At 75.4% G+C, this 21,718-nt stretch carries 20 protein-coding genes and 1 riboswitch; of the genes, 9 read left to right on the top strand and 11 right to left on the bottom strand.

Annotated elements, in window-relative coordinates; translation table 11 throughout:
- Positions 1 to 62 precede the first annotated feature (62 nt).
- Entirely contained in the window at positions 63 to 797 is a 735-nt protein-coding gene (locus IG69_RS0113335) for a GAF and ANTAR domain-containing protein (RefSeq protein WP_157577568.1), read from the top strand.
- A 108-nt stretch (positions 798 to 905) separates the two neighbouring features.
- On the opposite strand, the gene IG69_RS0113330 is transcribed toward IG69_RS0113335, so the two are convergent.
- Together IG69_RS0113330 and IG69_RS0113325 are read right to left on the bottom strand one after the other, a co-directional pair.
- Positions 906 to 1,757: an ANTAR domain-containing protein gene (locus IG69_RS0113330; RefSeq protein WP_030528664.1), complete on the bottom strand. Its 852-nt coding sequence runs from the start codon at positions 1,755 to 1,757 to the stop codon at positions 906 to 908.
- A 310-nt stretch (positions 1,758 to 2,067) separates the two neighbouring features.
- Positions 2,068 to 2,646 (bottom strand): sigma-70 family RNA polymerase sigma factor, encoded by a 579-nt coding sequence (locus IG69_RS0113325; RefSeq protein ID WP_051750550.1) that lies wholly within the window; start codon positions 2,644 to 2,646, stop codon positions 2,068 to 2,070.
- A gap of 204 nt (positions 2,647 to 2,850) precedes the next feature.
- Here IG69_RS0113325 and IG69_RS0113320 point away from each other — a divergent pair, with 204 nt between their 5' ends.
- Positions 2,851 to 3,348 carry an SRPBCC family protein gene (locus IG69_RS0113320; RefSeq protein ID WP_051750549.1) on the top strand — a complete coding sequence of 166 codons (498 nt, stop codon included), beginning with the start codon at positions 2,851 to 2,853 and terminating at the stop codon, positions 3,346 to 3,348.
- Here the strand turns inward: IG69_RS0113320 and IG69_RS0113315 are convergent.
- The 7 genes from IG69_RS0113315 to IG69_RS0113285 form a co-directional block, all read right to left on the bottom strand.
- Positions 3,335 to 4,942: a phytoene desaturase family protein gene (locus IG69_RS0113315; protein ID WP_030528661.1), complete on the bottom strand. Its 1,608-nt coding sequence runs from the start codon at positions 4,940 to 4,942 to the stop codon at positions 3,335 to 3,337. The genes IG69_RS0113320 and IG69_RS0113315 overlap by 14 nt on opposite strands.
- A gap of 56 nt (positions 4,943 to 4,998) precedes the next feature.
- Positions 4,999 to 6,819 carry an ABC transporter ATP-binding protein gene (locus IG69_RS0113310; RefSeq protein ID WP_084696799.1) on the bottom strand — a complete coding sequence of 607 codons (1,821 nt, stop codon included), beginning with the start codon at positions 6,817 to 6,819 and terminating at the stop codon, positions 4,999 to 5,001.
- A gap of 73 nt (positions 6,820 to 6,892) precedes the next feature.
- Positions 6,893 to 7,390 carry a DUF3253 domain-containing protein gene (locus IG69_RS0113305; RefSeq protein ID WP_030528659.1) on the bottom strand — a complete coding sequence of 166 codons (498 nt, stop codon included), beginning with the start codon at positions 7,388 to 7,390 and terminating at the stop codon, positions 6,893 to 6,895.
- Between the two features lie 179 nt (positions 7,391 to 7,569).
- The gene (locus IG69_RS0113300; RefSeq protein WP_030528658.1) at positions 7,570 to 8,364 is read right to left on the bottom strand and encodes a C40 family peptidase; all 795 of its coding nucleotides are present in this window, start codon (positions 8,362 to 8,364) and stop codon (positions 7,570 to 7,572) included.
- A gap of 3 nt (positions 8,365 to 8,367) precedes the next feature.
- Positions 8,368 to 8,527: riboswitch (cyclic di-AMP (ydaO/yuaA leader) on the bottom strand.
- Positions 8,528 to 8,767: 240 nt separating this feature from the next.
- Complete coding sequence (locus IG69_RS23010; protein WP_157577566.1) at positions 8,768 to 9,562, bottom strand: VldE C-terminal domain-containing protein; 795 nt, start codon at positions 9,560 to 9,562, stop codon at positions 8,768 to 8,770.
- Positions 9,563 to 9,681: 119 nt separating this feature from the next.
- Positions 9,682 to 10,380: an iron-dependent transcriptional repressor DtxR gene (locus tag IG69_RS0113290; RefSeq protein ID WP_030528656.1), complete on the bottom strand. Its 699-nt coding sequence runs from the start codon at positions 10,378 to 10,380 to the stop codon at positions 9,682 to 9,684.
- Positions 10,381 to 10,440: 60 nt separating this feature from the next.
- On the bottom strand, positions 10,441 to 11,631 hold the full coding sequence (locus tag IG69_RS0113285; protein ID WP_030528655.1) for an MFS transporter: 1,191 nt from the start codon (positions 11,629 to 11,631) through the stop codon (positions 10,441 to 10,443).
- A 164-nt stretch (positions 11,632 to 11,795) separates the two neighbouring features.
- Here IG69_RS0113285 and IG69_RS0113280 point away from each other — a divergent pair, with 164 nt between their 5' ends.
- From IG69_RS0113280 to IG69_RS0113270, 3 genes are all read left to right on the top strand, one after another.
- A complete protein-coding gene (locus IG69_RS0113280; protein WP_211251005.1) occupies positions 11,796 to 12,476 on the top strand; it encodes a hypothetical protein in 681 nt (226 codons plus the stop codon).
- Positions 12,473 to 13,240, top strand: coding sequence for an SDR family NAD(P)-dependent oxidoreductase (locus IG69_RS0113275; protein WP_030528653.1), 768 nt, complete (start codon positions 12,473 to 12,475; stop codon positions 13,238 to 13,240). Before IG69_RS0113280 ends, IG69_RS0113275 begins: the two co-directional genes overlap by 4 nt.
- Before the next feature lie 159 nt (positions 13,241 to 13,399).
- Positions 13,400 to 13,930: a hypothetical protein gene (locus tag IG69_RS0113270; protein ID WP_030528652.1), complete on the top strand. Its 531-nt coding sequence runs from the start codon at positions 13,400 to 13,402 to the stop codon at positions 13,928 to 13,930.
- A gap of 21 nt (positions 13,931 to 13,951) precedes the next feature.
- Here IG69_RS0113270 and pdxH read toward each other — a convergent pair whose 3' ends face one another.
- Both pdxH and IG69_RS0113260 read right to left on the bottom strand, forming a co-directional pair.
- Positions 13,952 to 14,629, bottom strand: a complete 678-nt coding sequence (gene pdxH, locus IG69_RS0113265) for a pyridoxamine 5'-phosphate oxidase (RefSeq protein WP_030528651.1) — start codon at positions 14,627 to 14,629, stop codon at positions 13,952 to 13,954.
- A 78-nt stretch (positions 14,630 to 14,707) separates the two neighbouring features.
- The gene (locus IG69_RS0113260) at positions 14,708 to 15,994 is read right to left on the bottom strand and encodes an MFS transporter (protein WP_342666164.1); all 1,287 of its coding nucleotides are present in this window, start codon (positions 15,992 to 15,994) and stop codon (positions 14,708 to 14,710) included.
- 66 nt (positions 15,995 to 16,060) lie between these two features.
- Here IG69_RS0113260 and IG69_RS0113255 point away from each other — a divergent pair, with 66 nt between their 5' ends.
- The 4 genes from IG69_RS0113255 (at position 16,061) to serC (ending at position 21,595) form a co-directional block, all read left to right on the top strand.
- On the top strand, positions 16,061 to 17,005 hold the full coding sequence (locus IG69_RS0113255; RefSeq protein WP_030528650.1) for an NYN domain-containing protein: 945 nt from the start codon (positions 16,061 to 16,063) through the stop codon (positions 17,003 to 17,005).
- A gap of 141 nt (positions 17,006 to 17,146) precedes the next feature.
- A complete protein-coding gene (locus tag IG69_RS0113250) occupies positions 17,147 to 18,262 on the top strand; it encodes a citrate synthase 2 (RefSeq protein ID WP_030528649.1) in 1,116 nt (371 codons plus the stop codon).
- Between the two features lie 93 nt (positions 18,263 to 18,355).
- Entirely contained in the window at positions 18,356 to 20,359 is a 2,004-nt protein-coding gene (locus IG69_RS22180) for a PQQ-dependent sugar dehydrogenase (protein WP_051750547.1), read from the top strand.
- Positions 20,360 to 20,467: 108 nt separating this feature from the next.
- Positions 20,468 to 21,595 (top strand): phosphoserine transaminase, encoded by a 1,128-nt coding sequence (serC, locus tag IG69_RS0113235; RefSeq protein ID WP_030528647.1) that lies wholly within the window; start codon positions 20,468 to 20,470, stop codon positions 21,593 to 21,595.
- Positions 21,596 to 21,718: the final 123 nt, after the last annotated feature.

Raw genomic sequence — 21,718 nt, 5'->3', positions numbered from 1 at the left:
GTCGGCGGACGGACCCGGTAGAACGGAGGGTGCACCCGTCGACGCCACCCGCGGAGGACCCGATGACACCCCCGACCGCCCGCTCCCCGCGCAACGGTGGCGCCGACGTGCTCGACCTCGTCTCGGACCTGCTGGAGGAGGGCCGCCTCCGGCCGGACGGCCTCGGGACGCGCCGCCTGCTCGGTGAGCTGGTGCGCCGGGGGGTCGAGGTCGTCCCCGGGGCCGAGTGGTGCAGCATCACGGCGATGCGCTCGGAGTCGCTGACCACCCTCGCGACCTCGCACGACGAGGCCCTGGCCGCCGACCAGGTGCAGTACGACATCGGGTCCGGCCCGTGCGTCGACGCCGTCGTCGAGGACCACGTCTTCCTGACCCGCCGCGTCCACGAGGACGCCCGGTGGCCCGAGTACGGTCGCCGGGTCCACGCCGAGGTGGGTGTCGGCAGCGTCCTGGCCCAGCGCCTGACACTCGTCGACGGCACCGACACGGTGGCCGCCCTCAACATCTACTCCACGCGTGAGGACGCGTTCGGGGCGGAGTCGCTGCGCCAGGCGCTGCTGCTCGCCACCCAGTGCTCGCTGCTCGTCGCCGCGTACCTCGCCCACGAGCGCTCCGAGAACCTCCTGCGGGCGCTCGACAGCAACCGGGAGATCGGGGTGGCCGTGGGCGTCCTCATGGCCCGCCACCGGGTGACCCGTGAGGAGGCCTTCGCGATGCTCCGCGTCGCCAGCCAGGCCACGAACCGCAAGATCCGGGACCTCGCGAGCGAGGTCGCCGACACCGGCGACCTCCCCTGACCGCGAACGGCGGGCCGCCTGCACGTTTGCGCCTGCCCCCGTCCGGGCAGGTCATCGACAGGGCGGCCACCCGCCGGGTCAAGCAGCGGCCGGGCGGGTGGTCACCCGTCAGCGTGGCCGCGAGGCCGGGCGGTCGTCGAGGACCGGGAGGTCGCCGGTGTGCACGACCGTCTCGGCGAGGTCGCGCAGCTTGCGGTTGCGGGTCGTGCTCATCCGGCGCAGCAGCTCGAAGGCGGCCTCGGCCGGCAGTCGCCGCCGGGCCATCAGCACCCCGATGGCCATCCCGATGGTGCGGTTGCTCCGGAGGGCGACGGCGAGGTGGTCGGCCCGGGTCTCGGCCTCGGTGACGTGACGTCCCTGCTCGTCCACGAGCTCCTCCAGCTCGGCGGAGCGGGACCGTTCACGGGCCAGCGCCGTCACGTCGGTGACGACGACGAGGACGCCCAGCACCCCACCCACCGCGGACCGCACCGGGCTGACGGAGCAGCACCAGAACACCTGCTCGGGCCGGCCGTGGCGGTCGAGCACGAGCGGCAGCGCGTCCTCGTGGACCGCGACTCCCTCGGCGAGCACGCGTCGCACCCGTGCGCCGAGCGCCGCCCACGCCGGCGAGCAGGCATCCGCCGCGCGGCGTCCCATCACGTCGAGATCCTCGGGCCCGCAGAGCTCGCGGAAGGCGTCGTTGTGGAGCTGCACCAGGTCCTCTCCCCAGCACAGGAGCATCGGGACCGTGGCCGGCAGCAGGGTGCGGACGGCCGCCGTGAGCTCCGGGGGCCAGCCGTCGGGGTCGCCGACCGGCGTCGCCGCCCAGTCCACGCGGCGCGCGAGGGTCGAGGTCCGGTCGTGGCCGGGGAAGAGGGTCGCGAGGGCCGGCGGGGTCGGCGACGGCGTCGGACGGGGGTGGTGCGGGTCGATGCGGTGGTGCGGGTCGTGGGGCTCGTGCACGGTGGGACGGGGCATCGGGTCCTGCCGGGTGTGGCCGGCGCGGCTGGGCCGTGGGTTGGACCCGCCACGCTCGCCGGACAGCGTAGGCGAGCGCACCGACAGGACCCGACGCCTGCGGCCGGAAGGTTTCCCTTCCGTGCGGCAAGGTTTCCCTTCCATCCGGCAAGGTCCCTTCCACGCGGCAAGGTTTCCCTTCCACCCGCAACCACTCCTTGCGAGCGGCAAGGGAATCCTTCCGGAGCGCATGGATCCCGGGACGGCACACATCCACCCGGCGCTCTCAGCCGGTCTCAGGCCGCACCCCGCCGGCCGGACTCACCCCTCGTCAGGCGGCCACGACGTCCAGGCTCCCCCGCAGCTGGCGCAGGATGCGCGACAGGATGCGCGACACCTGCATCTGGCTGACCCCGAGCATCGACCCGATCTCGGACTGCGTCAGCTCCTCCACGAAGCGCAGCCGCACCACCCGGCGGTCCCGCTCCCCGAGCGAGTCCAGGGCCAGCCGCAGGTCGGTGTGCAGCTCGAAGCGGTGGTAGAAGTCCCCGACGTCGGCGAGGCGGTCGCCCTCCGTCCCGCCGGCCAGCACCGGGGCATCGAGCGATGCCGGGCGAAAACCGCTGCCGCACATCCGTGCCGACTCGACGTCGGCAGGCTCGCACTCCATGTAGCGGTCCACGGCGGCGACGAGAGCCGTCCGGGCGACCTGCTCGAGGTCGTCCCGCTCGATGCCCCGCCCGGAGTAGCGATGAGCCAGACCGTCGGCGAGCGGGAGCATCTCCTCCACGACCTGGGCACGCAGGCGACGCTGCTCGTCGCGGTGCGACGACGCGGCGACGCGGCAGAGCAGACCGTCGACGACCTGGTCGCGCTCGCTCGGCTGGGTGGATCGGGGGGTCCTGGACATGACTGTCCTCCATCAGGAAGAAAGAGGGCACTCTGTCTGACCCGCGACGCGGCCGGGTCTGGACCGAGAACACGACCGTGTCACGGATGGGCCCCGGACGGGGGTTTGGTGACGCGGAGTTCTCGACCCGCTCCGGGAGCCCACCGGCAGAGCACGGCCCCGCAGGTGCGTTTCCGGCGAGAGGTCAGGGGTACCGCCCAGCGCATGACGACCCCCGCCGCCCACCGGCCCCCCGTCCACCACACCGTCGCCGCGCGACCCGAGGACGTGTGGGCCGTGCTCGCCGACGGCTGGGCCTACCCGACCTGGGTCGTCGGCGCCGCCCGGGTGCGTGCGGTCGACCCCGGCTGGCCGGCCGTCGGCACGCGCATCGAGCACAGCGTCGGGGTGTGGCCGCTCCTGCTGTCGGACAACACCGAGGTCGAGGACAGCGACCCCGGCCGCATGCTCCTGCTGCGCGCCCGAGGATGGCCCCTCGGCGAGGCCCACGTCCTGCTCGAGCTCACGCCCGCCGGGGACGGCACCAGGCTCAGCCTGCGCGAGGACGTCGTGAGTGGCCCGTCCCGCGTCCTCCCGGCGCCCCTGCGGCAGGCGGCCATCCACCCGCGCAACGTCGAGTCGCTGCGCCGGCTGGCGCTGCTCGCCGAGCGCCGCGACCCGACCGGCCGGGCCCACCCCGGTCGAGCGGTCAGCGAGGGCTGACCCGCTCTGGCCCGAGCACCCGGTGCCAGACGGTGCGGGTCAGCGCGCGCCGCGCGGCACCGACCGGCCCCTGCGCGTCGAGCGCCGCCCGGGCCGCGTTCCACCCGCAGGCCCCGTGCACCCCGCCCCCGGGGTGCGCCGACGCGGACGCAAGGTAGAGCCGGTCGACCGGCGTCTCGGGGCGGCCGAGACCGGGGACCGGCCGCAGGAACAGCTGGTGGTGCAGGGCCGACGAGCCCCCGTTGAGGGCCCCGAGGTCGAGGTTGGCGTCCGCCGCCTGGAGGTCCGTCGGGGTCTGGACGAGCCGCGCCGTGACGGCGTCGCGGAAGCCGGGGGCCACCGCCTCGACGGCGTCCTCGACCGCCTCGACCTGCGCGGCGACGGCCCCGGCGTCGTCGCCGAGGGAGCGCGGCAGATGCGTGTACCCCCACGCGGTCTCGGTCCCGGGCGGGCAGCGCGTCGGGTCGGCGACGCCCATCTGGCCGAAGAGGACGAAGGGCGGCGACGGCAGCCGACCCGTCGTCAGCGCGGCCGACGACTGGACGAGGCCGTCGGCGTCGACCCCGAGGTGCACCGTACCGGCCTGCCGCGCCCCGTCCGCCGCCCACGGGACCGGCTGCGAGAGAGCCCAGTTCAGCTTGAGGGTCGAGGGGTCCCACTCGAAGCGCTCGAGCCGCTCACGCAGCCGGGGGTGCAGCGCCCCGGCGGGGAGCATCCGGCCGAACAGCGCCGGGGCAGAGACGTCGGCGACGACCGCCCGGCGGGCCCGCACCCGGCGTCCGTCCGCCAGCACGACGCCGGTCGCGCGCCGACCACGCAGCTCGACCCGCTCGACGGCGGCCCCCGTCATCACCCGACCGCCGGCGGCCCGGAAGCGCGCGGCCATCGCCCCGGACAGCCGGCCCGCGCCGCCCTCCGGCACGGGGTAGCCGACGTCCTGCCCGAGCATGCTGAGCAGCCAGCCGTAGAGCGCGCTGCCCGCGGCGTCCGGCGGCACGTCGGTGTGCGCGGCGTTGCCCGAGAGCAGCAGCCCCGCGTCCGTCCCGCGGAACTCCTCCGCGGCGAGCCGACGCACCGGCAGCGCGAGACGGCGGACGAGGTCGAGGGCCTCCGCGGCGTCGAGCGCGCGGGCCAGCCGCACGCCGGGGCGCACCGGCGGGAAGGTCGTGAAGAGGGCGTCGAGCAGCGGGTCGCGCAGCCGCTGCCACTGCCGCACCATCCGCAGCCAGGCCTCGCCGTCGCCGGGGGCGTCCTCGTCGAGCCGGGCGGCGGTGCCGTCGGGGTCGTCGTGCATGACGGCGCATTGTCCGTCGGCCAGCACGTGCGCGAGGACGTCCGGCGAGCGGCGCCAGGTCAGCCCGTGGGACTCCAGGCCGAGGTCGCGGATGACCGGGCTCGCGGCCGCGAGGGGGTAGAAGGCGCTGAAGAGGTCGGTGACCACCCCGGGCGCCAGCACCTCGGCGCTCTTGACGGCGCCGCCGAGCTCGTCCTGCGCCTCGAGGAGCAGGACGTCCCAGCCGGCGTCGGCGAGGGCGATGGCGGCGACGAGCCCGTTCGGCCCGGCCCCGACGACGACGGCGTCACAGGTGTCCACGGGTGGGCGCTACCCGTCCACCACCGGACGAAAACGCCGGGACCACCGGGGCCGCGTCACGGCAGCGCCGCCTCGCCGGTCTGGACCGCCCACAGCGCCGCGTAGCGCCCACCGGAGGCCACGAGCTCGTCGTGCGTGCCGGACTCGGCGACCCGCCCGGCGTCGATGACCCAGATGCGGTCGGCGTGCCGCACCGTCGAGAGCCGGTGGGCCACGACGAGGGCGGTCCGCCCGGCGCTGGCCTCTCGCACCGAGCGCTGGATGGCCGCCTCGGTCTCGGTGTCGACGGCGCTCGTCGCCTCGTCGAGGAGGAGGACGGCCGGCTCCCGCAGGAGGGCCCGCGCGAGGGCGAGCCGCTGGCGCTGGCCGCCGGAGAGCGTGAGACCCCGCTCGCCCACCTCGCCCTCGAGCCCCCCGGGCAGCCGGTCGACGACGTCGTCGGCGGCGGCGTGCCGCACGGCCTGCTCCAGCTGCGCGCGGGTCGCCCCGGGGCGCGAGTACTCGAGGTTCTCGGCGACGGAGCCCGCGAAGAGGTGCACCTCCTGCGCGACGTACCCGATCGAGCCCCGGAGCGAGGCCCAGGTGAGGCCGCGCACGTCGACGCCGTCGACGAGCACCACGCCCGCGCGCGGGTCGTCGAAGCGCAGCAGCAGCCGCAGGATGGTCGACTTGCCCGACCCGGTCGTCCCGACGAGTGCGTGGGTCTCGCCGGCCGGGACGCGCAGGTCGACGCCGTGGAGGACGTCCGGCCCGTCGGCGTAGCCCGCCCGGACGCCGCGCAGCTCGAGCTCGCCGCGGACGGGCCGCACGAGCTCGTGCTCGCCCTCGTCGACCTCGACCGGGACGGCGAGCAGGGCGAGGATGCGGGCCGTCGAGGCGCGGCCGCGCTGGTAGAGGTCGAGCACCGTCGCGACCTCCGTGAGCGGCCAGAGCAGCCGCTGGGTCATGAACACGAGGACGGAGTAGAGGCCGACCGCGAGGCCACCGTCGAGCACCGAGAGACCGCCGACGAGCAGCGTGCACGTGAAGCCGGCGAGGATCGCCATCCGCACGAGCGGGACGAAGGCCGCCGACCGGCGGATCGTCTCGACGTTGGCGTCGCGGTAGGCCGCGGACGCCTCGCGCACCCGGTCCCGCTCGCGCGCCTCGGCGGTGAACGCCTTGATCGTCGCGAGCCCGCCGAGGTTGGCCGACAGCACCCCGGACAGGCGCGCGACGCCCTCGCGCACGGTGAGGTAGTACGGCTCGAGGACGCGCTGGTAGCGCAGTGACGCGACGACGATGACGGGGATGGGCAGGAACGCCAGGAGCAGCAGCTGCCACGACGCGACCGCGAAGACCACCCCGACGACGACGACGTTGAGCGCCGTCTGCCAGATGGCGGGGAAGCCGACGTCGAGCAGGCGCTCGAGCTGGTTGACGTCGTCGTTGACGGTGGCGAGCGTCGCGCCGGAGGCACGCCCCTCGTGCCAGCGCAGGTCGAGGCGCTGCGCGTGGTCGTAGGCGTCGACCCGCAGGTCGTGCTCGACCGCCTGCGAGAGGCCGCGGAAGAGCAGTGCGGCGACGTACTCGCTCGCGGACTCGACCACCCACACGACGGCGTTGACGACCGCCAGCCAGACCAGCTGCGCCTGGCGCGACTCGACACCGAGCAGCTCCCCGACGAACGAGGCGTCGCCGCGGACGACCACGTCGACGGCGGCCCCGATGAGCAGCTCGGGCACGACGTCGGCGACCTTGTTGACCGTCGAGACCGCGACCGCGAGCACGAACCGGCCGCGGTGGCGGCGGTAGCGGCCCCAGAGGGCGGCGAGCGGACGGGTGGGCGGGGCGGGCAGCTCGAGCAACGGGTCCTCGCGGGTCGGGGCGTGGCGCACGGACCGGCCGCACGGGTAAGGGCACCCTAACCGAGCGGGCGGACGGGCCTCCCGGGCGCCCGGCGTGCGGCGGTCAGCCCGGGAAGCGCGGGCCCCGGCCGATGCGGACCGGCCCCCGCGCGTCGCGGTCGACCGGCTCGCCGCGCTGCAGCACCTGCAGCTCGCCGCCCCCGGTCCGGTCGTGCACGAGGGCGCGCACCCGGGCGGTGAGCGGTCGCCAGGATTCGCCGCCGACCACGCGGGCGACCTCGCTCGGGCAGGTCGTGCCCTCGGGCCGGTGCCGCAGCAGGACCCGGGCCGTCGCCACCATCCGCTCGGCCAGCCCGGCGGCCGACGGCTCGTCCCACCACGGCTCACCCCGCTCCCCGAGCGCGACCTTGGCGTCCTGCACGCGGTGGCGCGCGGCGTCACCCTCGGTGCGCACGGCCCGGCGCGCGGACATCAGCTCCGCGACGAGCTCGGCGCGCAGGGTGTCGGGGATGCCGGGGTCGCTGGCCCGCCACCGGCGACCGTCGACGACGAGGTAGCGACCGTCGGGGGTGCGCTCGACGTCGTCGCGGTCGGAGGCCATCCCGGCACGCTACGCGTCCGCGGGCTCTGCGAGGGCGGGAGCGGCCCCGGGCACGGCACGGCGCCCCGGACGGGCAGGGAGGTCCGGGGCGCCGAGGTCGTGGGGGTCAGCAGCGGTCGTGGCCGCCGACCCCGGAGGGAGGGTCAGCAGCGGTCGTGGCCGCCGATCCCGGAGAGGGGTCAGAAGCGGCCGTAGCCGCTGACCCCGGAGAAGACGGGACGCTCGGAGGTCGACTTGCCGGGCTTCGGCGAGTCGATCATCATCCCGTTGCCGGTGTAGATGCCCACGTGCCAGGCCGGGGAGCCGAAGAACACGAGGTCACCCGGCTGCGGGTTGCTGACCGGGGTCGCCGCGGCCTGCTGGGCCGCCGCGGTGCGCGGCAGCGAGACGCCGGCCTTGGCGAAGACGTACGAGGTGAAGCCCGAGCAGTCGAACCCGGCGGTCGTCGTGCCGCCGTAGACGTACGGGATGCCCAGCAGCGTGCGGGCGATGTTGACGACGCCGCTCGCCGACTGCGCGACGTTCGAGACGGGCTGACGCTGGGTCGAGCGGCTGGCGCCGCTCTCGGAGCGGGCCGAGGAGGACGCGGGGGCCTTCGTGGCGGCCAGGACGACCGGCTTCGGCTTGGGCTTGGGCTTCGGCTTGGCGACGGCCCGCACGCCGGCGACTCCGAAGGTCGCCGTCGGCTTGACGGTCGGCGCGGCGACGGCCGGGGCGACGACGGCCGGGGTGGCGGCCGCGGCGCGCAGCGAGGCCGGCGCGACGGTCGTGGTCGTCGTGTGGGTGGCGGCCTCGGTCCGCGCGTCGGCGGCGTGGGCCGGGAGCGCGAAGGTGGCGACGAGGCCACCGGAGGCGGCGAGGACGGCGGAGACGCGGGCCCCGGTCTCACCGGCGGCCTTGACGATCGTCGACAGCTCGGAGACGGGGTTGTAGCGCGCGGCCTGGCGATGCCGGCCGTGGGTGTGCTCAGACACGGATGGACCTCTCAGATGCCTACGAGGTGAGCTGTCGGGTTCGGGCTGAGGTTGCCCGGCCGTCGCGGTCCGAGGACCGTTCCGGCTTCACCCCAAGGCGTCCCGACCGAGGTCGCGACGCCGAAAGTGGTTCCCCCGCTCCTGCCAGCGGCTCGTGAGAGTTGACCCTTCGACGGGGGCAGGACTCGGCGGGCCCGTCGGTGGTGGTCGTCGTCCGGGTCGGCGACCGCGACGACCATAACAGTGGTCACGGGAAGGTCACAAAAAGGTGACTGCGTGTTCTCTCAGGCTGTTCTTGGGCTCGTGCGGCCACGATGACAACGATGTCGCGCCGACCGCCCCAGACGGCGCGACGCCGCCCCCGGTCGGGAGCGGCGTCGCATGACCTCGCCGGCGCGGTCCGTCAGTAGTTGACGGTCACGTGGACGTGGTCGTAGTGGTTCTGAGTGGCGGACCCGCGGTCCTCCATGAGCTTCCAGCCCTCGCCCGGCGCCCAGTAGCGCTGCTTCCAGATGAGGTACTTGACGTCGAACTCGCTGACGTGCGCCTGGACGTACGCGGCGATGGCGTCGCCCTGGGCGCCGCTCGTCATGAAGTCGACCGCCTGTCCGGTCCCGTGCTCGTCGGCGCTCGCGCGGCGGCCGCCGATCGTCGGCGGGCCGATGGCCGAGTCCACGGCGGAACACAGCCGCACGGCGTTCGGGATGAGCCCGATGCCCGAGCACCGGGACGTCGTCGCCCCGTTCCAGGACCCGGCCGCGGGGGCGGAGGATCCGGTGGCCGAGGAGCCGACGGCCTTCTCGGTGGCCTTCGGGGTGGGCTTGGGCTTCGGCTTGGCGACGGCGGTGACACCGGCGACCCCGAGGGCGTCGGGGCGCACCGGCGCGGCGCCGGCCGGCGCGACGGCGGCGGGCGCCGCCTCGCGGCGGGCCGAGCGCGCGGCGGGGGCGTCGGCCGAGCGGTCGGCGACCGCGGCCGCGACCCCGGCGTCGACGGCGGCGAGCGCCGTCGTGGGCTCGGTCTCGGCGTCGGCGAGCTCGGCGGGGACGGTCAGGGCGACGGCCGCACCGCCGACCACGCAGAGGCCGGCGGCGGACTTGAGGGCCCACGACGCACCGCGGCGCGAGAGGCCGTCGGGGAGTCGTCGGACGCGGCCGGGCGCACGGCGGCGACCGGGGGTACGAGAGGGTGAGGGCACAGCAGATCTACTTCCGGGGCGGGTACGGCTCAGCGGCCACCGTACGTGAGCCGTCGCGCGAAGTCACGTTTCGGTAACGCGCCGGGGCCGGTCGACCGAGCGCGACGGGGGCCGTCCGGTCAGGCCGGGGCGACGAAGACGTGGCCGGCGATGTCGACCGGCAGGGACACCCCGGTGGCCTCCTCGGCGCCCTCGCGGAAGACGACGACGCGGACGCCGTCGCGGCGCACCCGCGCGGGCTGCCCGGGCAGCAGCCCGGCACTCGTGAGCAGGGACAACGCCTCGTGGTCGACCTGCACGGGCTCACCGATCCGCCGCACGACGACGGCCTGCGTCTCGGCGCCGGCGACCTCGTCGAGGGTGCGCAGCCCGGAGCGGAAGTCGACGACCTCGCCGGACTCGCCGAGCTCGTCGAGGCCGGGGATCGGGTTGCCGTAGGGCGACTCGAGGTGGTCGGGGAGGATCGCGAGGATCTTGCGCTCGACGCGGTCGGACATCACGTGCTCCCAGCGGCACGCCTCGTCGTGCACGTACTCCCACTCGAGGCCGATGACGTCGACGAGCAGCCGCTCGGCGATCCGGTGCTTGCGCATCACCCGGGTCGCGAGGAGGCGCCCCTCGTCGCTCAGCTCGAGGTGGCGGTCGCCGGCGACGGCGAGGAGGCCGTCGCGCTCCATCCGGGCGACGGTCTGCGACACCGTCGGTCCCGAGTGGCCGAGGCGCTCGGCGATCCGGGCCCGCAGCGGCGTGATGCCCTCCTCCTCGAGCTCGAAGATGGTGCGGAGGTACATCTCCGTGGTGTCGATGAGGTCGGTCACGCAGGCAAGCCTAATCTGACCTGCCGTCGGGCCCGTCCGCGCCGACCGGTCCGGCGCCGCTCAGCGCTCGGGCTCGTAGCGCGGCAGCCAGCGCAGCAGCCACGCCCCGCCGGCCACGGTGAGGACCCCGACGGTGACGCTCGCGGCCCCGATGGACGCGACCGCCGCCAGCGCCCCGACGACGATCGAGGCGCCGTTGTGGCCGACGAGCGAGAGGAGCCGCCAGAGGCCGAGGAAGGGCGCCCGTCCCTGCTCCGGCGCGGCGTCGGCGCCGAGCGTCATGACGATCCCGGACCCCAGGCCGTTGCCGACCGCCATGACGACGGCCGCCGCCCCCACGGCGAGGAGCGTGCTCGTCAGCGGGAGGACGAGCAGGCCGATCCCGAGGAGCACGGTGACGGGGAGGGCGACCCAGATGCGCCCGCGGCGGTCCATCAACGAGCCCGCCGGGTAGAAGAGGAGGACCTCGACGAGGCCGGCGACCCCGAAGACGAGGGAGGTCTGCGCCGCGGTGAGCCCGACGTGCTCGGCCCACAGCGGGACGACGACGACCCGCGAGGAGCGGGCCAGGCCGATGGCCAGCACCCCGACCCCGACGGTGAGCAGGACCGCCCGGTGCCGCCGCGCGACCTCGCGGACCGGCACGCGCTCCGCCCTCGCCTCGGCGCCGGACCCGTGGGCGTGCGCGCCGAGGTCCGGGGAGGCCGCGGCCAGCGCCGCCGCGGCCAGCCCGCCCGCCACCGCGACCCCGAAGGCCGCCTGGGGCGAGAAGACCGCGACGAGGGGCGCACCGATGAACGGCCCGACGAACAGCCCGATCCGCGCGACCCCGCCGAGCGTCGACATCGCCCGGGCCCGGAGGTGGACCGGCGCGGCGGCGGTGAGGAAGGACTGGCGGGCGAGGAGGAAGACGGCACCGGTCGGCCCGGTGAGCACGACGGCGAGCGCGAGGACCCACAGCGACGGGGCGAGCAGCGCGAGCAGGGAGGCGGCCGCGTCGGCGAGCCCGGCGAGCACGAGGGCCCGCCGCTCCCCCAGCCGGTCGACGACGACGCCGGCGGGGACCGCCGAGACGAGCTCGGAGACCGTGCCGATGCCGACGAACAGCGCCGCCACCGAGACCGAGGCCCCGAGGTCGCGGGCGCTGAGGGCGATGACCGGCAGGACCGCGCCGATGCCGACCGACCACAGGGCCGTCGGTCCGAAGGCGGGCACGGCGATCCGGCGCAGCGAGAACTCCGCGTCGCCCATCCGCCCTCCTGTCTCTCGACATCAAGATTGTTTACGTCGAGACAATCACGTTCGCGTGACGCACGCAACAGGACGGGCCGCGAGCGCGTGGGTACGTTGACCGGGTGGAGCTGACCGTCCCCCGCCGTTTCTGCGGGCCCCCCGAGTCCGGGAACGGCGGGTGGGTGAGCGGCTCGCTTGCCGCCCACGTCCGCACCTCCGGCGCCCTGCCCGCCGTGAGCGTACGCCTGTCCGCGCCGCCGCCCCTGGACCGGCCGATGGCCGTCGTCGGCGACGACCCGGACCCGCTGACCGGCACCTCCGTGCTGCGCCTGCTCGACGGCGACGTCCTCGTCGCGACCGGGACCGCAGTCCCCGAGCTCGACGAGCCCGTGCCCTCCCCCGCCTCCCCGGACGAGGCCGACGCGGCCCAGGACCGCTACGAGGGCGCGGCCGACCACCCCTTCCCCACCTGCTTCTCCTGCGGCACCGGGCGTGCCGAGGGCGACGGCCTCCGGCTGCGCCCCGGCCCCCTCGACGACGGCACCGGCCGCTACGCGGCGCCGTGGACCGTGCCGGACGACGTCGACCGCGCCGTCGTCTGGGCCGCGCTCGACTGCCCCGGCGGCTGGTCGGCCGGGATCGCCGGGCGGCCGATGGTCCTCGGGACGATGACCGCCCGCGTCTGGCGGGTGCCGGCGCCGGGCGAGCGCCTCGTCGTCACCGCCTGGCAGCGGGGCGCCGAGGGGCGCCGACACTGGTCGGCCAGCACCCTCCACGCCCCCGACGGCGAGATGCTCGGCCGCGCCGAGGCCACCTGGGTCGCCGTCGACCCCGCGTCCGTCCGCCCCAAGGAGCAGCCGTGAGCACCTCGTCCACCGGGGCCGAGCGCCCCGTCGCCGTCGTCACCGGCGCGAGCAGCGGCATCGGCGCCGCCACCGCCCGGCGGCTGGCCGCCGACGGCTTCCGGGTGGTCTGCGCCGCGCGCCGCGCCGACCGGGTCGAGGCCCTCGCCGCCGAGCTCGACGGCGTCGCGGTCACCTGCGACGTCACCGTCCCCGCCGACGTCGAGCGGCTCGTGCAGGCCGCCGGCGACCGGGTCGCGGTCCTCGTCAACAACGCCGGGGGCGCCCTCGGGCTCGAGCCCGTCGCCGCCGCGGACGTCGAGAAGTGGCGGCGGATGTACGACACGAACGTCCTCGGCACGTTGCAGGTGACCAAGGCGCTGCTGCCCGCGCTCGTCGCGGACGGCGAGGGCGTCGTCGTCAACGTCGGCTCGGTCGCCGGTCTCGTCGCCTACGAGGGCGGCGGCGGGTACACCGTCGCCAAGCACGGGGTCCACGTGATGACCGAGACGCTGCGGCTCGAGCTCGTCGACCAGCCGGTGCGCATCACCCTCGTCGCGCCGGGCATGGTGCACACCGAGGAGTTCTCGCTCACCCGCTTCGACGGCGACCGGGAGCGTGCCGACAAGGTCTACGAGGGCGTGCCCGGACCGCTCGTCGCCGAGGACGTCGCCGACGCCGTCGCGTGGGTCGCCACCCGGCCGGCGCACGTCAACGTCGACCTCCTCGTCATCAAGCCCCGCGCCCAGGCCGCGCCGCACAAGGTCCACCGCGTCCCGTCCTGACCCGGCGCAGCCCCACCCCCCACGACCCCGCACCTCCGGGCACCCCACCCGTCCCTCGCGTATCGGGTCACCCGATACGGCCGCGCCTCACCCCGGAACCGTTCCCGGGCGAGGCGCACCCTTCCCCCGCACAGCGCACCCGGGCCTACGCTCGGCGGCGTGGAGCCGTTCGCCGAGGTCCTCGCCGCCGGGGGCCGCTCGAACTCGCTCGGCCGCGCCGGCGAGGTGCTCGCGCTGCTGCGCGACGACCCCGCGCGCCTCGACGAGCTCGTCGCGTGCATCTCCCACGACGACCCGTGGGTCCGGATGCGCGCCGTCGACACCGTCGAGAAGCTCGTCCGCGAGCGGCCGGCCCTCGGGCAGCCGTACCTCCCCCACGTCCTCGACGACCTGGCGCGCAGCGGGCAGCCGTCCGTCCAGTGGCACGTCGCCCAGCTGCTCGCGCTCCTCGGCCTCGACGACGACCAGCGGGCGAGGGCAGTCCGCTGGCTCACCGACCGGCTGCGGACCGCCGACGTCGACTGGATCGTCGCGGCGCAGTCGATGGCCACGCTCGTCGGGCTGCACCACGACGGGCACGTCGCCACCGACGACGTCGTCGCCCTGCTCGAGGTGCAGACCACCCACCGCTCGGCGTCGGTGCGCCGCAAGGCCGCCGGGTTCCTCACGGCTGTCCGCGAGCGCGGCTGAGCACCGCCCCGGCCCGGCCGGTCACGGCTGGCGGCGCGAGACCTCCCACGACGCGGCGTCCGACAGGTCGCCCTCGCCGACGCGCGTGTAGACGATGCGGTCGTGCAGCCGGTTGCGGCGGCCGGCCCACAGCTCGACCTCGTCGCAGACGATGCGGAAGCCGCCCCAGAAGTCGGGCAGCGGCACGTCGTCGGGTGACCCGTGGTCGGGGAACTCCTCGGCCCGCGCACGGTAGGCGGCCTCGAGGTCCTCTCGCGAGCCGACCGGACGCGACTGGTCCGACGCCCACGCCGAGATGCGCGAGCCCCACGGCCGCGACGCCCAGTACTCCTCGACGGCGTCGCGCTCGAGCTGGACCGCCCTGCCGCGGAACCGGACCGCGCGGTACATCGCGGCCCACGTCAGCCCGGCGGCCGCGTACGGGGTGGCCGTCAGCTCGCGGCCCTTGGTCGAGGTCAGGGCCGTGACGAAGCCGGGCCCCTGCTCGTCGAGGAAGCGCAGGAGCACGGTCCGGACGTTGGGGTGCCCCGTCGAGTCGACCGTGGCGACGGACGCGGCCAGCGGCTCGACGACGTCGCCCTGCTCGTCCGAGCGCCGGACCGCGTCGTCGACCCAGGCGCTCACCTGGGCGAAGGGGGTCTCCAGCAGCTGCTCCTCGGCGAGCCCGTCACCGGAGTAGTCGATGCGTCGTGGGTCCATCCCGCCACCCTAGGACGGGCCACCCCGGCCCGAACGGCCTTGGGCACGACCGCCGTCCCCGCCGTACAGGCCTGCGGCTCAGGGGGTCGGCCGCCGCGCGTCGTAGCGCAGGAACCCGGGCTGCCACACCGACAGCAGCACGACGGCGGCGACGCACGCGAGCCCGCCGCCCACGGCGGTCCACCCCTCGCCGACGCGCTCGGCCACCCCGCCCCCGGCGAGCTCGCCGAGCCGCGGGCCACCGGCCACGACGACGATGAAGACGCCCTGCAGCCGCCCGCGCATCCGGTCGGGCGCCGCGGACTGGAGGATCGTGGTCCGGAAGACGGCGCTCACCGCGTCGGCCGCGCCCGCGACGGCCATCGCCGCGAGGGCCAGCAGCAGCGCGTGCTCGCGCGACACGAGCCCGTCGGCGGCGAGCAGCGCGACCCCGAGCCCGCTGATGCCGACGCCCCAGCCGGCGACGCTCACCATGATCGCCAGGCCCTGCCGGCGCACGCCGCCGAGCCGGCCCGAGAGCGTCATCGCGAGGATGCCGCCGACGGCGGCCGCCGCGTAGAGCGCCCCGACCGTCGTGGCGCCGCCCCCGAGGATCACCGCCCCGGCCGCCGGGAACAGCACGCGTGGCTGCGCGAGCAGCATCGCCGCGATGTCGGCGACGAAGGTCATCCGCACGTTGGGGGCCGTGCGCAGGAACCCGAACCCGTCGAGCACCGAGCGCAGCCCCACCCGCCGCCGCCCGTCGTCCCCGGCGTCGGAGCGGTCGGGCGGGATCGGGTGCAGCCGCCAGAGGCTCGTCACCGCGGCGAGGGTGAGCACGGCGTCCGCGGTGTAGGCCAGCCGGTAGCCGCCCCGGTCCACGAGCACGCCGGCGAGCAGCGGCCCGGCCGTCATCGCCGTGTTCATCGCGAAGACCGACAGCGCGTTGGCGGCCGGCAGCTGCGCCGGCTCGAGGATGCGCGGGTAGATGCTCGTGCGTGCCGGCGACGAGACGGCGAAGGCGCCGTTCCAGACCGCGACCATGCCGTAGAGCAGCCAGACCGACGTGTTGCCGGCCCACGCCTGGGCGGCCGCGACGAGGCTCGTCGCGCTGGCGACCAGCGTCGCGACGAGACCGACGAGCCGGCGGTCGTGGTGGTCGGCGAGCGCGCCGCCGTAGAGGCCCATGACGACGAGCGGGACGAGCGCGAAGAGCCCGACGAGGCCCACCGACGCCGTCGAGCCCGTGAGGTCGTAGACCTGCAGCCCGACCGCGACGACCGCCATCTGCGAGCCGACGTTCGACAGCGTGAACCCGGTCCACAGCCGCCGGTAGTCCCGGTTCTCCCGGAAGGGGGTGAGGTCCGGGAGGAGGGAGCGCAGCACCGGCGCATCATCCCCCACGGGACGGACCGGCCCCGCCGCGCGGTGCGCCCGCGTAGCCTCGCGACCATGACGGACGACGCGCGCATCGCGCTGCTCATCGACGCCGACAACGCCCGCGCCCGCCGGCTCGACGTCATCCTCAACGAGCTGGCCGGCCTCGGCGAGACGACCATCCGCCGCGCCTACGGCAACTGGACCAAGTCCGAGCTCAAGGGCTGGCAGGAGATCCTCCACGAGAACGCGATCCGGCCGATGCAGCAGTTCGACCCCTCCAAGGGCAAGAACGCCAGCGACATGGCCCTCGCGGTCGACGCGGTCGAGATCCTCCACACGCAGCGGCCGGACGCCTTCGCCATCGTCTCGTCGGATTCCGACTTCACCCCGCTCGTCATGCACCTGCGCGAGCACGGCGTCGCGGTCTACGGGTTCGGGGACTCCAAGACGCCGGCGCCGTTCCAGAGCGCCTGCACCCGCTTCCTCGTCCTCGACCGGCTCTCGGCCCCGAGCGGCCAGGCGGACGCGACCGACGCCGCGGACACCACGGACGAGGCGGCCACAGAGGCGGCGAGCACCCGCAGCCCCCGCCGGGCGACGAAGAAGGCCACGACGGCCGGCACGGCGACCGTGGCCACCGTCGCGGACGACGACGCGGACGCGGACGCCCCGCGCCGGACCACCGCGAAGGCCACGAAGGCGGCCAAGGCCCCGGCCAGGACCACCCGCGCCAGCGCGAAGAACGGCAACCCGCCCCCCGAGCGCGCGACCCGCGCCCAGCTGCGCGGCGACAACCGGCTCGTCGCGCTGCTGCGCCGGGCCGTGGAGAGCGCGGCCGACGACTCGGGCTGGGCGAAGATCGGCACGGTCGGCCAGCGCATCTCCAACCAGTCCTCGTTCGACTCGCGCAACTACGGCTACGCGAAGCTGAGCAAGCTCATCGAGGCCTCGGAGCTCTTCGAGATCCGCGACGCCGGCTCCCCCGACATGGCGGTGCGCGACCCCCGCGCCGGCTGACCGCTCGGCGGGCCGTTCGGCGGGCCGCACGACCGGCCGCCGACGACACCGTCCCACCGACCGGTCCACCGGGTCCGGCCCGGGCACCCCGCCGTGCACAATGGGCCAGCCCGACAAGGACGACGAGCGAACGGGGATTCGATGCCCAGCACCACGGACGACCCGAACTTCTATCCCGGACTCGAGGGCGTCATCGCCTTCGAGAGCGAGATCGCCGAGCCCGACAAGGAGGGCGGGGCGCTGCGCTACCGCGGGGTCGACATCAACGACCTCGTCGGCACCGTGTCCTTCGGACAGGTGTGGGGGCTGCTCGTCGACGGCGAGATGGACCCGGGCCTGCCGCCCGCCGAGCCCTTCCCGCTGCCGGTGCACACCGGCGACATCCGGGTCGACGTCCAGTCGGCCATCGCCCAGCTGGCCACCGTCTGGGGGTTCGAGCCGCTCCTCGACATCGACGACGCGCAGGCCCGCGACGACCTCGCCCGCGCCTCGGTCATGGCGATCTCGTTCATCGGCCAGTCCGCCCACGGCCAGGGCCGCCCGATGGTCCCGCAGTCCGAGGTCGACAAGGGCCGAACCATCCCCGAGCGGTTCATGATCCGCTGGCGCGGCGAGCCGGACCCGAAGCACGTCGAGGCCATCGACGCCTACTTCATCTCCGCGGCCGAGCACGGCGTCAACGCCTCGACCTTCACCGCGCGCGTCATCGCCTCGACCGGCGCCGACGTCGCCGCCTGCCTCTCCGGCGCGATCGGCGCCCTCTCCGGGCCGCTGCACGGCGGGGCCCCGAGCCGCGCGCAGCACATGATCGAGGGCGTCGAGCAGACGGGCGACGCGGTCAAGTACGTCAAGGGCGTCTTCGACCGCAAGGAGCGCCTCATGGGCTTCGGGCACCGCGTCTACCGGGCCTACGACCCGCGCGCCGCCGTGCTCCGCGACACCTGCAAGCGGCTCGGCGCCCCGCGCTACGAGGTCGCGCTCGAGCTCGAGAAGGCGGCCATCGCCGAGCTCGCCGAGCGCTACCCCGAGCGCCGGATGGAGACCAACGTCGACTTCTGGGCCGCGGTCCTCCTCGACTTCGCCGAGGTCCCGGGCGACATGATGACGCCGCTGTTCGTCGCCGCCCGCACCGCCGGCTGGTCGGCGCACATCCTCGAGCAGAAGCGCACCGGCCGCCTCATCCGCCCGAGCTCGCGCTACGTCGGCCCGGGCGAGCGTCCCCTCTCGGAGGTCGCGGGCTACCGCGCCAAGGACTGAGGCGGAGCGCTCCCGCTCGCGGGCCGGGGCACGCGGACGTACGCTCGCCGGGCAGGTCGGCCACGTGCGCCGGCCACGGCCCCGGGAGGTCCCGTGCCCCGTCCCCGCACCGCGTCCCCGCTGGCCCTCGTCGCCGCCCTCCTGGGCGCCGCTGCGCTGACGGTGGCGGCGCCCGCACCCACCGCGGTCGCCGCCCCCTCGGTGCAGGTGACGACCGTCGTCCGCGGCCTGAGCATCCCGTGGGACCTCACGTGGGTCGGCGACCTCATGCTCTTCGACCAGCGGGCGGGCACCGTGTGGAGCAGGCGCGGGTCGGCGGCGCCGCGGCAGGTGCGCCTCAGCGGGTTCCCGTCGATCTTCGCCGAGAGCGAGGGCGGCCTGCTCGGGATGGTCGCCGACCCCGCGGCCGCGACCAACCGCCGCTTCTACACCTGCCAGGCGGTCCGCGACGGGGCCGGCCGGCCGCTCGACGTGCGCGTCCTGCGCTGGCGCCTCACGAGCGACACGGCGGCCACCTCCGACGGCGCCCCGGTCGTCACCGGTCTGCCCCTCTCGAGCGGGCGCCACTCCGGGTGCCGGCTGCGCTTCGGCGCCGACGGGAAGCTCTACGTCGGCACCGGTGACGCGGCGGTCGGTACCAACCCGCAGAACCTCTCCTCGCTCGGCGGCAAGGTCCTGCGCGTGAACGCCGACGGCAGCATCCCCGCGGACAACCCGTACGTCGCGCGCGGCGGCAACGCCCGCTACGTCTGGACCTCCGGCCACCGCAACGTCCAGGGCCTGGCGCTGCGCCCCGGCACGAGCGAGATGTGGTCCGTCGAGCACGGCACGAGCCGCGACGACGAGGTGAACCTCCTCGTCAAGGGGGCCAACTACGGCTGGGACCCGGTGCCCGGGTACGACGAGTCCCGCCCGATGACCGACCTCACGAAGTTCCCGTCGGCCCGCCGGGCGATGTGGTCCTCGGGGTCCCCGACCGTCGCGACGAGCGGGGCGACCTTCCTCTCCTCGCCGGCCTGGGGCGCCTGGCGCGGCAGCCTCGCCGTCGCGCTGCTCAAGGGCCAGGGCATCTCGCTCATGCGGATGGACCCGACGCCGTCGGCGAGCCGCGTCGTCCAGGTCGTCCCGCTGCCCCAGGCGCAGGGCTTCGGGCGCATCCGGGCGATGGTCGAGGGACCCGACGGCGCCCTGTGGTTCACGACGTCCAACGGCACCGACGACCGGATCGTCCGGGTCGCCCCGACCGCGAAGCCGCCCGCCGTCGCCGGGGGGAGGCTCGTCTCGCCCACCGGCGTGGCGCTGGCCCGGACCGGCTCCGAGGTCGACCTCTTCTACCGCAGCACCGGGGACGCCGTGCTGCTGCGCCGCAGCACCGACGACGGCGCGTCGTGGGCGGCGGCCGCCGCCACCGGCGTCACGACGACGGATGCGCCCTCGGCCGCCTCCTCGCGGGCCGGGCGCGTCGACCTCGTGACCCGTTCCGCGTCCGGGGGCGTCGTGCACTCCTGGTTCTCGGGGGGCCGGCGGCTGGGCTCGACCGACCTCGGCGGCTCGGTCATCACCCAGCACGTCACCTCCCTCGGCGACGGCACGCTCGACGTCTTCGCGCTCTCCCCCGCGGGGCACCTCAACCGCCGGCACTTCGACGGCGCCCGCTGGGGAGCCTGGACGTACGTCGGCGGGACGTTCACCTCGGGGCTGTCCGCGGCCGCCGACCCCGCCCGTGGGGTCGTCACCGTCACCGGGCGCAGCCTGTCCGGCGCGAGCACCGAGCGCGAGTTCTCGCCGACCGCCACCCTCGGGACCTGGGCCTTCCGGTCCGACGGGCTCTCGGGCTGGTCCGACCGCGCGCTCGGCGACGTGTGGCCGGGGCGACCACGGCTGGCCGTCGGGGTCGCCGCCGACGGGGCCGTCGTCGTGCAGCGCGGGTCGCTCGTCGTCGCCACACCCTCGCGCTGGACCTCCGCGGGCGACATCGTCTCGCGGCCCGACGGCAGCTACCTGCTCGCCGGTCGCAGCCTGAGCGGCGCCCTGTCGGTCACCTCCGGGGGCCCGTCCGGGTACGGCAGCCGATGGCTCGGCGGCACCGTGCGCTGAGCGACCCGGGGTCGTCACGACCACGGACTGGACCCGCCGCTCACCATGTGGGCAGCGTCGGTGAGGATGGGAACGCCCAGACGGCCCGACCCGACCACGGAGAGACACGTGAGCGACGCCCAGATCACCATCCCCGCCGACCTGCTGCCCCACGACGGTCGCTTCGGGTCCGGACCCTCCAAGGTCCGCCCGGCGCAGGTGGAGGCCCTCTCCGCCATCGGTCGCACGGTGCTCGGCACCTCGCACCGCCAGGCCCCGGTCAAGAACCTCGTGAAGTCGGTCCGCGAGGGCCTCGCGACGTTCTTCGACCTCCCCGAGGGCTACGAGGTGGTCCTCGGCAACGGCGGCTCGACCGCGTTCTGGGACATCGCCGCCTTCGGCCTGGTCCGCGACCGCGCCCAGCACCTCGCGTTCGGCGAGTTCTCGAGCAAGTTCGGCTCCGTCACGAGGAAGGCGCCCTTCCTCGGCGACCCGACGATCATCACGAGCGAGCCGGGCAGCCGCCCGGACCCCGTCGCCGAGGCCGGTGTCGACACCTACGCGTGGGCGCACAACGAGACGAGCACCGGCGTCATGGCCCCGGTCCGCCGGGTCGAGGGCGCCGACGACGACGCGCTCCTGCTCGTCGACGCCACCTCGGGCGCCGGCGGCCTCCCGGTCGACGTCTCGCAGGCCGACGTCTACTACTTCGCGCCGCAGAAGTCCTTCGCCTCCGACGGTGGCCTCTGGCTCGGCCTCTTCTCGCCCGCGGCGCTCGCCCGGGTCGACGAGATCGCCGCCTCCGGCCGCTGGGTGCCCGACTTCTTCAGCCTCCCGACCGCGATCGACAACTCGCGCAAGGACCAGACCTACAACACCCCGGCCGTCGCGACCCTCGCGATGCTCGCCAACCAGGTCGAGTGGCTCAACGAGAACGGCGGCCTCGACTGGGCCACCGGCCGCACCGCCGACTCCAGCGGGCGCCTCTACGAGTGGGCCGAGCGCACCGAGTACACGAGCCCCTACGTCACCGACCCCTCCCACCGCAGCCAGGTCGTCGCGACCATCGACTTCGACGACGCGGTCGACGCCTCGGCGGTCGCGAAGACCCTGCGGGCGCACGGCGTCGTCGACGTCGAGCCGTACCGCAAGCTCGGCCGCAACCAGCTGCGCGTCGCCTGCTTCCCCGCCGTCGAGCCGGAGGACGTGAGCCGCCTCATCGCGTCGGTCGAGCACGTGGTCGAGCGCCTGGCCTGACCCCTCGTGCCGGCCCGCCCACGGGCCGGCCCCGACGCACCCCCGAGCCGCCCCGCCCGCCGACCCCCGGCGGGCGGGGCGGCTCGCGCGGTCCTGGCGGGGCCCCGACGGTCCTACGATGGT

Source organism: Phycicoccus jejuensis (genome assembly GCF_000720925.1).
GTDB classification, from domain to species: domain Bacteria; phylum Actinomycetota; class Actinomycetes; order Actinomycetales; family Dermatophilaceae; genus Phycicoccus; species Phycicoccus jejuensis.
This window is presented reverse-complemented; position numbering and strand designations above follow the sequence as displayed.